This window comes from Cellulophaga sp. RHA19, from assembly GCF_002813425.1.
Taxonomy (GTDB): domain Bacteria; phylum Bacteroidota; class Bacteroidia; order Flavobacteriales; family Flavobacteriaceae; genus Cellulophaga.
Window position 1 is genome coordinate 2,348,610 of the sequence record NZ_PHUL01000001.1, and the last position, 11,320, is coordinate 2,359,929.

General features: G+C 31.9%; 9 protein-coding genes. 2 read left to right on the forward strand and 7 right to left on the reverse strand.

The window, feature by feature from the left end; translation table 11 throughout:
- Nucleotides 1–21: 21 nt before the first annotated feature.
- Nucleotides 22–924, reverse strand: a complete 903-nt coding sequence (locus tag AX016_RS10405; protein ID WP_100895545.1) for an ABC transporter ATP-binding protein — start codon at nt 922–924, stop codon at nt 22–24.
- Nucleotides 925–1,024: 100 nt separating this feature from the next.
- Nucleotides 1,025–3,475 (reverse strand): DUF11 domain-containing protein, encoded by a 2,451-nt coding sequence (locus tag AX016_RS10410; protein WP_100895546.1) that lies wholly within the window; start codon nt 3,473–3,475, stop codon nt 1,025–1,027.
- Between the two features lie 172 nt (nt 3,476–3,647).
- On the opposite strand from AX016_RS10410, the gene AX016_RS10415 reads away from it, so the two are divergent.
- Nucleotides 3,648–4,733, forward strand: coding sequence for a hypothetical protein (locus tag AX016_RS10415; RefSeq protein ID WP_100895547.1), 1,086 nt, complete (start codon nt 3,648–3,650; stop codon nt 4,731–4,733).
- Between the two features lie 53 nt (nt 4,734–4,786).
- On the opposite strand, the gene AX016_RS10420 is transcribed toward AX016_RS10415, so the two are convergent.
- Genes AX016_RS10420 through AX016_RS10430 form a run of 3 tightly spaced genes read right to left on the reverse strand, consistent with a single transcriptional unit; the run spans nt 4,787 to nt 7,473 of the window.
- Nucleotides 4,787–5,845, reverse strand: coding sequence for a nucleoid-associated protein (locus tag AX016_RS10420; protein WP_100895548.1), 1,059 nt, complete (start codon nt 5,843–5,845; stop codon nt 4,787–4,789).
- A gap of 55 nt (nt 5,846–5,900) precedes the next feature.
- On the reverse strand, nt 5,901–6,413 hold the full coding sequence (locus tag AX016_RS10425) for an IS1096 element passenger TnpR family protein (protein ID WP_100895549.1): 513 nt from the start codon (nt 6,411–6,413) through the stop codon (nt 5,901–5,903).
- Nucleotides 6,414–6,438: 25 nt separating this feature from the next.
- Nucleotides 6,439–7,473 (reverse strand): COX15/CtaA family protein, encoded by a 1,035-nt coding sequence (locus AX016_RS10430; RefSeq protein ID WP_100895550.1) that lies wholly within the window; start codon nt 7,471–7,473, stop codon nt 6,439–6,441.
- A gap of 302 nt (nt 7,474–7,775) precedes the next feature.
- On the opposite strand from AX016_RS10430, the gene AX016_RS10435 reads away from it, so the two are divergent.
- Entirely contained in the window at nt 7,776–8,354 is a 579-nt protein-coding gene (locus tag AX016_RS10435) for a TetR/AcrR family transcriptional regulator (protein ID WP_100895551.1), read from the forward strand.
- A 64-nt stretch (nt 8,355–8,418) separates the two neighbouring features.
- On the opposite strand, the gene AX016_RS10440 is transcribed toward AX016_RS10435, so the two are convergent.
- Together AX016_RS10440 and AX016_RS10445 are read right to left on the reverse strand one after the other, a co-directional pair.
- Entirely contained in the window at nt 8,419–10,362 is a 1,944-nt protein-coding gene (locus AX016_RS10440; RefSeq protein ID WP_100895552.1) for an OmpA family protein, read from the reverse strand.
- Between the two features lie 13 nt (nt 10,363–10,375).
- Nucleotides 10,376–11,317, reverse strand: a complete 942-nt coding sequence (locus AX016_RS10445; RefSeq protein WP_100895553.1) for a PorP/SprF family type IX secretion system membrane protein — start codon at nt 11,315–11,317, stop codon at nt 10,376–10,378.
- Between the last annotated feature and the right edge of the window lie 3 nt (nt 11,318–11,320).

Below are 11,320 nucleotides of genomic sequence, written 5' to 3' on the forward strand. Positions count from 1 at the left end.
TAGTTTTTTTGATTGGAGTGATTAGTTAGATTGATTTTTAGTAAGCTCTAAGAATTGTTCTTCTAAGCTTTCTTTACGTTTAACTAAGTGTGATAAATTTATTCCGGCAGTAAAAAGCTCTTTATTTAATTGTGAAGCACTTAATTCTGTTTTTAAATTTGCAGTTATAAGTCCGTTTTCTTCAGTAATAGAGCTAAAATTTGAATTTGTTTTTAAAAATGATAACAGTGCTTCATTATCTTCAGCTTTTAGTTCAAAAAAGCCATAACTAGCAATCATTTCATCTACACGACCCGAATATAATTTTTCTCCTTTTCTTAAAATAACAACGTGGCTACATACTTTTTCTACTTCATCTAAAAGGTGTGAAGCAAGTAAAATTGTAGTTCCTTGCGCAGCAATAACCTTTATGATTTCTCTAATTTGATGAATTCCTTGTGGGTCTAAACCATTTGTAGGTTCGTCTAAAATAAGTATTTCAGGATCATTAAGAAGGGCAGAGGCAATAGCTAATCTCTGTTTCATACCCAATGAGTAGGTTTTAAACTTACTATTTTTACGGTCTAAAAGTCCAACCAACTCTAGTTTTTCTTCGATTTTAGCTTCATCTACCTCCTTAATTTTACAAACTAATTTTAGGTTTTGAACGGCCGTCATATATGGATAAAAATTTGGTCGCTCTATAATAGCGCCAACTCTTTTTAATGCTTGGTGTGTATTTATGCTCCCATCAAACCAACTAAAATCTCCAGAAGTTTTGTTAACTACATTTAGTACAATACCAAGTGTTGTAGATTTACCACTACCATTAGGACCTAAAATACCATAAACATTTCCTTTTTCTATAGTAAAAGATAAATCTTTTACTGCGGTTAAATAACCGAATTTTTTTGTGAGATTTTTTACTGTAAGTATTGTTTCCAAGAGTAGCTGGTTTTAATGATTGTTACGGTCATAAGACGAGCTACCTAAGAATTTGTTACAAAACCTTACAAATTGTTTTTTATAATATATTATTTATGAATTAATTTAACTTAACTCTATGTGTAATTCTACGGTTTGTAATAACAGTTTTAGGCCTCCCAAGCATTACAATAGTTGGGTCGTCTGGTTCTCCATCTCCATTATTGTCTACGTTGGCACTTTCGTTAGGATCATCAGAAGTATCAGAAATAACAAAACCATTTGGCAGTTCTCCTTGCGCAGTTGCGGTATTAGTAACTAAAAGAGACATTAGCTCTGTATTATTTATAGCGTGTGTTAAAGTAAAGCTAGTAGATTCTGAGGGTGCTAACGTAGCTACAGCTGCCGGACTAATACTTCCAGGATCAGCAATAGGATCTGTAATAGTTACATTGGTTAGTGTGCTTGGTCCGTTATTAGTTACAGTTAGCAAATACGTAATTTGTTCGTTTAAAGAATCATAAGATCCGTCTGGAGCAGGTAAAGCAACTTTTGTTATTGTGATTTCATTATTATTAATGGTAACAGTTTCTGTCATATCATCAGTAGTTGTATTACTATCTGTCTGATCTTGAGAGTTTGTAACTGTGTTTGTGTAAGATGAAACAGTTGTGTTAAAAGGTAATTCACCTGCTTGTACTTCTAATGTTATAGAAACTAATTCACCTTTGGTTAGTGTACCTATTGTCCATTCTGGAGCAGACCAAGAACCAACAGTTGGATTAGCTGATAACAGGGTTAAACCAGCAGGAATAACATCTGTTATTTTTAAGTTGGTAACATCGTTAATACCAAGACTTTCAACAGTTATTTTATATTCAAAAATATCTCCTTCTAATATAGAGCTTACATTAGCTGTTTTTTTAACAACTATATCTGGTAAGCAATAATAAGCCGCTGTTGGTTGTGAGTCATATGTACAACCTCCTTTGGTTACTCTTACAAAATAGTCTCCAGCTTCATTAGGCGTATAGCTAGAAAATATTGCTCCAGGTACAGCAACACCATTCTGGTACCATTGGTATGCATCAAAATTCGCATCTACAACTTGTATTATAGAGCCCGGCAAACAGCCACCACCAGTCACTTGTAAGTCTACTTCTGGGACAGTATCAAATCCAGAAAAATAGCCTGCAATACCTCTTGCGCCATTAAACCCTAAAAAACCTACGGCAATAGGTCCTGTAGATTGTACAGAAACATTACCTTTTAAGTTAGGAACATAAAATGTTTTCCAATCAGGTGAACCAGCTACGGCAGATGATGCTGGTAATGTAACATTACCATTACCATCTGTTACGCTAATGTTACCATCCGGAGTAGAGGTAGAGGCTATAATGGTTACACCACCATTCATTTTAACACCAGCGGCATCTTTAATATCTGGAATATTATTTAAATTATCTGGTAATAAACAGTTTACTGGCGCAACAAAGTTTAAGCCTACTGTTACTATAGAGCTGTCTCCAGCTAAGGATTGATAAGCATATGCATCTTTAGATGTTGTTACAAACATATTTCCACCAGCAGCATTACTAGAATAATAACTATCTGGAATTTCAAAATAATCTCCGTTGTTTATGGTAGCAATAGGTGTTGTAGAGCCATTTACAAATATATCAGTACTATTTTGTGTACCAATAATTATTGGTTTTTCTGTTTCACTATTACCATTACCCCTTATAAAAACATATTCTTTTCCTATTTTATTTTGTGGTACAGGTTGGTCTATTGCAGCATCTCTACTAGAACTATTGTTTCTTACAGCAATGTTAAGTCCGCCATTACTAATAACAATATCTTTTGTAGATTGTATTGTAGCTCCTAACCATCCATCTACATTTGCTGTAGTTTGCTTAACGTATGCTTCAAAAACAAATGACTCGTTTTCATTTAATGTAATTTGGTAGGTGTCATCTGTAATACCACCTGCGTTACCACCAAGTCTAAACTCACTATTAGGGTCATACCCAGATAAGGTAACTACGGTATTATCTTCTGTAGCCATTATACCTAGTGCATTAGTTAAGCTATTATGCTTTCCTCTGTTAGGTATACCTCCCCACTTAAAAATTTGTCCCATTGCTTGCCTACCTTTACTAGTAAGTGATGTGGATTGAGAACTAGAACTACCTCTATAATTTATATAAAACTTTTCTCCACCAGGGGACTCAAAGCGTAAGCCACTTTGTGTTAATACAACCCCAGTGTTAGCATTTTTTACTAATGTAATATTATTATCTCCATTTGGTAAATTATAAGTTGCAGGAGCTGTATTAGAAACTGTTAAAGTTGCTATTGGAGCGGCAATAGTACCTTGGTAAACGTTTACAGTAAAAGCTGTAGTTTCTGGAGTAGATAAATATACAACCTGCTCTCTAACAGCTTGATTATTTCCTCCTTGTTTTAAAGGTGGCAGATAATGTAAATCACTTAATTGAGCGTAACCAAAATAGTTAAATATTAAAAATAGCAGTATGCTAAATTTTTTTATAGATTTAATGTTGTTCATTTTTATTTTTATAGAATATTGTAAAAGAACAAATACTACAATGATTATCTAAATTTATGTTGTATAGCTACAACTTATTGTTGTAATATGTTAAAATTGGTAGTTAATAAATATATTTTTTTCCTTTTTTATCTCAACTATTTACTTATTTTTATTAAAAACGAAATATAAAATGTCGGAAGAGAAATTAATGTCTAAAAAGAAACCTGCATATCCGGTTAATAGCCAGTTAGATGCCTATTTGGAACATTATAATAGAAAAATGGAGATTCCTATTTTTTATGAAGATTTATTACGTTTTTCTGGTTCTGTAGTTGTCTATGATTCAGATGATAACGATACCTTATGGGTACGTGTTTACTACTCTGAGTTTGATAGAGCAGAGATAGATTTAAGCTTAAAAAAAGTATATTCGATATTACTTTCTGATGGAGGAGATAATATAATACAGTACTTAAATGTGGATGCTGTGGATTTTTGCACCTTTGGAAACTCTAAGCCTTTTAGAATAAAAGTGCGTAATATTTTGAATGATAACTTTACATATTTTTATATTAAAAAAACTGATGCATCTAGAATTTATGGATTAGAACTAGAGCATATGTTATCACCTTATAATCTTAACTTTTTAGTATATAAAGATACTTTAATAGAAGAGCATATATCTGGCATTCCAGGAGATGTTTTTATAAAAGATATGTTACCAAACTGTAGTGAGTCTGAAAAAGCGCAGCTAGCAAAAGAGTTTGTAAAGTTTAATGAGCGTTGTATGATTAGACTTTTAGGAGATATGAGGTCTTACAACTATGTAATTGTACCTGTACATGATTTTGACCAAGTTGTTTATCGTATTAGAGCAATAGATTTTGATCAGCAATGTTTTGAAGGGAAATTAAAAGTTTACAGACCACAGTTCTTTAAAGAAAACTTTCAGATGGTAGAGTTGGTGCGTAAAAAACTATTAATAAGTTCTGTAGATCAGTATAAATTAGAAGAACGTTCTATAGTAGCAAAACGAATAAAAAGTTCTGGTAATAGAATAAAAAAACTTAGAAATATTTGTAAAAAGGACACAATTTCTACTCCAGAAAACATAAAACTTTTACGAAAAGAAATTTATGAATTGACATTAGATATGCAATTTAAAAAATGCAGAAAGATGGGAAGAGTTTTAGATTTGGCATTGGATTTTGTTAAGCGAAATTACGAAGATGTGAGTATGAAACAAATAATGGAGAATAGGATTAAAATAGATTAATCTTATGCTCCATTAGATATAAATAATAAGCTAAAACTACTTATTTGCTAGTTTTAGTTTTTTTCTTCTTTATTAAAATAAACTAAGTAATAGTACATTTGACGCTCTTCATCCCAACCTTTTTCTACAAATTTTTCTGCAGACTCAGGGTTTATAAAGTCCATTTTTATCTGAATATTTGTGTCTAAATTAATAACATTTTTAATTTTTTTACGAACATCAGAAACGGCTTTGTTAGCTATATTAAAGTTAGATACGTCTTCTACGCTAAATTTAGGTCCTTTTTCTTCCTTGTAATGTTTAAACTCTGGTATTAACTCAGGGTTTTCCATTACCTCATTCAGGAATTCAGTTTCTTCAAAGTTATCGTTTTTTGCAAAGTGGTTTACAGCTTTATTCATAAATAAAACTTCTTGCTGCTTGTCTTCAGCAGGTAAAACAACATCCTTTGCAAAGTTTTGACAAAATTTTAAATAATTTTTAGTGTAAAATGTTTCATCAGCAAGAGCATCAACCCCTAAAAAGTTTTCTAACCAATACTTTGTATCATAACGGTTACTATCTACAGACAAAACTTTGTAACCTTCTTCTTTATGAGAATTAAAAACAATACAACCTTTATCTAGCTTGTTAATGTTTATTCCTTGTAAAATATTAATATCTATATTTTCACCATCTTCTATTAGCTGTAGAAAATCGTGCTTAAGCTCGCTTTTAAATATACCAATAGCATCTATTTTTTTATTATCTAGTAATACATCTGTTAGGTGAGTTACATAAAGCTCTCCACTTTTAATATGCGGATGATTGGACTGCTCAAAAAGGTGTGTAGCTATTTTTTTAGAAACAGAATGACAGCTTTCTGGAGCTTCAAAAATTTCTACGGCTAATTTATATATTTCATTAAACTCTACATCTACCTCGTTTGTAAACTTAAAATAGTTTTCTTCTTTTTCTCTAAATGGTTTAAAAAAGTACTCTTTTAAAAGACCAGTAGTCTCATCATTTAAAGAAAATGGTTGGTTAGATAAAAACGCGCCTTCGCCTTTATTTTTATTACCAACACGGTGTATAGAAATACTTTCTATTTGAGTAGAATATAAATTTATCAATGGTATATAGTTTTATAATTAGTTATAGTAAAAGTATGCTTTTTGTTTTAGAAACCTAGTTCCAATTTTCGTCAAAATCTAAATCTTCGTAGCTTCCTAAGTCATCTTTATAATCTTCATCAAAATTTTCAGCTTCAGGATTTTCAGCTTCAAAATTCTTTTCAGGAGGACTGTCTGGTAATTCTCCAAAGCTAAATAAAACATTAGGGTATGTTGTGCCATCGTCACTTTCAACAATATCAGCAAGTTCAACAAAGAAAGTCCACATACTTAAAAAGTCATACACATAAATTAATTTAGGTGTTTTCTCTGTAAGTATATCTTCTAAAAAAGTTTCGTTCATTAGCTTAACTTCAGAACCGCTTTCACTCATATCAAACAGAGCTATTTCTTCATCTTGGTTCCAATCTTCATCACAAGTATAAAAAGATGCCATTTCGCTTCCTAAAAAACCAAAAGCCTGCGTAATAGCATTATGCAAATCTTCTAGTGTGTTGCTATCTTCAATTTCTAAATCTCGGAATACATCATCCTTAGCATCTAAGATAATTCTTATTTTATAAATCATTTTTTAAATTTTGCGGGTTGCAAAGTTACAAAGTTTTATCTCTTTTACTTGTATTTACTAGTTCTAATACCATATAAAATTGCACACCAAATAGGATAGAGGCTAAAACTAAGTGAAGTGTTTGACTACCAAATGGAAAATCAACATAATTCATAGCAACACCGGTAGCAATCTCTAATACTAATAGTAGTAAAACCCACTTTATTTTAGTAAGGTTTAATTTTAATTTACTAATTCTAAAAAAAATAAAAATATTTAATAATGTTACTATTATAGAAAATGATCTGTGTACATAAAATGTAATAGTTACATTATCTAACCAAAGATTTTTAGCAGTTTCACCTACTATATCTACTTGGTCATCTACCATTTGCCTAACTTGTGTACCTAAAACTATTTGTATTAAAGTTAACACCAAAGCAACAATAATTAATTGTTTTGTTTTTTTGTCTTTAGCAATTAAGCTCGATGTTCTTTTTACAGTATATATTAAATACAATAGCATAGCAACAATAGCCAATGCCATTACCATATGTACAGTTATTTTTACAGGGTTTAAAACTGAATACACTACAGTAGCTCCAAGCCAAGCCTGAAAACCCATAGCAAAAACTATAGCCCAAGATAATAAGGTTACTATTTTCCTTGTTTTCCAATACTTAAATGATAAAAAGGCTAAAATAAGAGTGGCTAAACCAGCCAAAGCACCAAAAAGTCTATTAATATATTCTATCCAAGTATGTGTTGCATTAAAAGTAGCATAGTTATGTTTTGTGTAAGCATCCCAATTATTTGAGCTAAACTGTGCTTTAGATGTAAAATCTTTACTAGCTATTTGTAATGTTTTATCTACAATAATAACTTCCCCTTTTTTAAAAAAAGAAAAAGGTTGCCATTGTAACTCTGCTATGTCTGTTGGAGGTATGTACTGCCCAAAACATTTTGGCCAGTCTGGACACCCCATTCCACTACCTGTCATCCTTACTACTGCACCAGCTATAATTACAAGGTAAACGAGTATTAAAGATATTTTTGCTGTTTTTAGAAATGTTTTCTGCATTTTTTGGAAGTCTATAATATACTGCAAAAATACGCCACTTTTGGCTTTTAATAAAGCTTAAAAAGCTAATAAATGTTTTGCTTATCAATCTTTAATTTTTTCACTGTACCGTTCTGTATTTTTTTTAACCTTAACATTTTGGTTATTAGTTGTTTTTTTAATGGACTAATTTTACGGTTTTTTAAACTTTTTTTTAACATAGCAACTCTTGTTTAGTTAACGTATGTTCATATCTTTGAGCCATAATATAATTTTGTGATTATTATTAAATAATCACCCCCCATATTAACAACCTATTTACTATGAAAAAGATTACAAAAAAGGAATTATTTTTTGAAAAGACACTTAAGCTAATAAGTGAAAAAGGATTTAAGGCAACTACAATGCGTGATATTGCGCATGAGTTAAATTTTGAAGTTGCTAATGTGTACAATTACATAGATTCTAAAGAAGCTTTATTAGAAAATTATATTTTTGGTACTTTAGAAGAATTTACTATATACTTAAATAATATAGTAGAATCCTCGTATTCACCTATAGAGAAGTTAAAATTTGTAATTTCTAAACACTCTCAATATGCTATAGCTAAACCTTATGAGGTAGCACTTTTTGTATATGAATGGCGTAACTTAAAAGGAGAAAAGCTAGAAGAGTTTAAAGCAAAAAGAGAAAGTTATATGAATACTGTTCGTGGAATTATAAACGAGGGTATATCTGAGGGTTCTTTAAGACCTATGGATGGTGAGTTTGCTACATTTATGTTTTTTTCATCAATGCGATGGTTGTTTAGTATGATAACCAATGATGATATAAAAGTAAACCCAATAGAGATAGAAAAGCAGTTAACAGATTTTATATTTAAAGGGATAGAGAATAAATAAACAATAAATGTTTATTATAAAAAAAGAGGAAGCTTTAGCTTCCTCTTTTTATTTGTTTTATGTTTTAGTTTTTAATTACAATAAACTCAGATCTTCTATTTTGTTGGTGTTGTTCTTCTGAGCATTTGCTATTAGAATCGCAGTTGTTTGTTAGTTGAGATTCCCCAAAACCTTTACCTGACACACGCTCAGGCGCAATACCATTGTCTAATAAATACTTTACCGTTTCTTTGGCTCTTCTGTTAGATAATGCTTGGTTGTAAGCAGTAGTAGCTCTAGCATCAGTATGTGAGCGAACTTCAATAACCACTTCTGGATACTCTTTAAGGTATGCAAATACTTGTTGCATTGTAATTTGCCCATCAATCCTAATAAACGATTTATCAAGGTCAAAATAAATAGGATCTAATTTTAAGTACTTAGTTAAATCTGTACCAATAGGGGCAGCCCTTTTAATAGGATTTAATTTTACAATAACAGGATCTAGTTCTTTATTACGTTCTATAGCAAAAGAGGTAGTTCCGTTTTCAAACTCTATTTTTTGTCCCAGTAGGGTATAGGTATCCTCCCAGCAAATATCATCAATTGTAAAGTTTCCTTTTTTATCAGTTTTAGTTTCAAAAACCAAAGTGTTTTCTTTGTCTTTTACTTGCACAGCAGCGTCTGCAATACTAGCACCTGTTTTAAGATTAACAGCAGTACCTGTAATTGTATTGTAGCAATTAAGGTTTAGTTCTTTGGTTTGAACAAAGCTATAAATATCATCATATCCTTTACCACCATCACGGTTAGAGGCAAAGAATCCTTTTTGAGAGTCTTCATCAAAAATAAAAGAGAAATCATCTTGTTTACTGTTTAGGGGTTTACCAATATTTAAGATGTAAGAATCGTTAAAGTTATCAGTAATTTGTGTAGCAAAAATATCTAACCCACCAAGTCCAGGGTGCCCATCAGAGGCAAAATACAAGATGTTATTTTTAGATACAAACGGAAACGTTTCTCTAGATTCTGTGTTAATTTTATTACCAAGATTTAGAGGAGCACTAAAGGTTCCATCAGCAATAATATCTACCACATACAAGTCAGACATTCCACGCGTACCAGGCATATCCGAAGCAAAATATAATTTAGTTTCATTTGGCGATAGGGCAGGGTGTGCTACGGAATACTCATCACCATTAAAAGGTAATTCTGTGATTTTTTTCCATTGGTCACCAACTTTTGTAGCTCTGTATAATTTAAGTCTACTAACGCCATCTTTATCGCGGGCAAACCTTCCGTTATCAGAGTTGTTTCTGGTAAAATACATAGTGTTACCATCTTTAGTAAAAACAGCCGAAGACTCGTGTGTTTTTTTATTTAGTTTACGGTCTAATTTATCTGCGTTAAAAGGAGTTCCTTCTTCATTAATTTGTGCAGCATACAGGTTTAAAAAGGGTTGGTTGTTCCACTGGTGAATAGAATTGCGCACAGTACCAGTATCTCTAGCTGAAGAGAATACTAGTTTATCATTATAATAAGCCGGAGAAAACTCAGACACACTAGAGTTTATCTCTAGGTTTTTTAGATTGTAACGCCCAGAGTTTTTTTCAATTACTTGTAAGTAATTGGTGTTATTTTCAAACAAGGTAGCTCTAGAGTCGTACTGTTTAATTTGATCAAACTTACGCATCCAAGTATCAGATTTTTGATATTCACCAATAGACTTTAGTGATAATGCATATTTGTATACCTCTTCAGGATCTACGTTCGCATCTTGAAGATTTACTAGTTTTTCATACCATTTAGCAGCATTCTCATACCTAGCATTAAGGTAATTAGAGTTAGCAAGTTTTCTGTAAATAGTTTCAGAGCTGTATCCAAGATCAATTAACCTTTGGTATACATCAATAGCCTCCGCATATTGGTAGCTTTCAAACTTATCATCTGCTCTTTGTTGTTTTTTAGACTGTGCATTAGTGAGTGCACAACAAAACAAAAAGGCAAGTGTTATGTATTTAAATTTCATTTGTTTTGTTTTTTTAGAAGAATCTAGGGGTAATTACTTTTTTGTATCTAGACTTAAGTTCGTATCTTAAAAATACCTCAAAAGACCCATCATTAAAAGAAGTGTTTCCAAGATCAGTAGTTTCTTTATCGTAGGCAAGTCCTAACATAAGTTGCTCGCTAAGTTGAAATCCAACCAGGGCACTTAGGGCAGCATCCCAACGATAAGCGGCTCCAAAGCTAAACTTATCTCTAAGTAAAAAAGTAGCAGATAAATCTGCCTGTAAAGGCGCCCCTTTAACAGCTTTAATAAGCGCTGCTGGTTTAAGTTTTAAGTCTCTATTTAGCTCAAACACATAACCCGTAATTAAATACCAGTTCATACGTTCGACAGCAACAAAAGAGCTGTTTTGTCCACCAGAATTATCAAAATGTTCAGTTTCTAAAAAGTTAGGCACAGATAGTCCTGCATAGAATTTATTTGTATGATAATAAATACCCGCTCCAAAATTGGGAGAGAATTTTTTATCAATATCATTATATCCAGTAGGAGTAGACTCTTGTCTGTAGTTTGCAAGTTTAGAAAAGTCAAGGTTTAAAAAATGTCCACCCGCTTTAAGTCCAAAAGATAGTTTGCCTAGATCGCTAGTGGGAACAGTGTATGAGAAGGCAGCATCTACATAAGTATCTTGATTTGTACCATTCCCAATTTCATCGTGTACAACCGATAGTCCAAGTCCGACTCTTCTAGAAACAGGAGTGTTAAAGTTAAGGGTTTGTGTTGTGGGCGCACCGTCTAGTCCTACCCATTGCGATCTATGCAAGGCAGCAATACTAAATACGCCTCTAGACCCTGCGTAAGCAGGGTTAATGGCAATAGTATTATACATATATTGAGTGTATTGAGCATCTTGTTGTGCAGAAGAGTTTTGCACAGCAAGAAAAACTAAAACAATACTAACTATTAATTTTCTCATAAT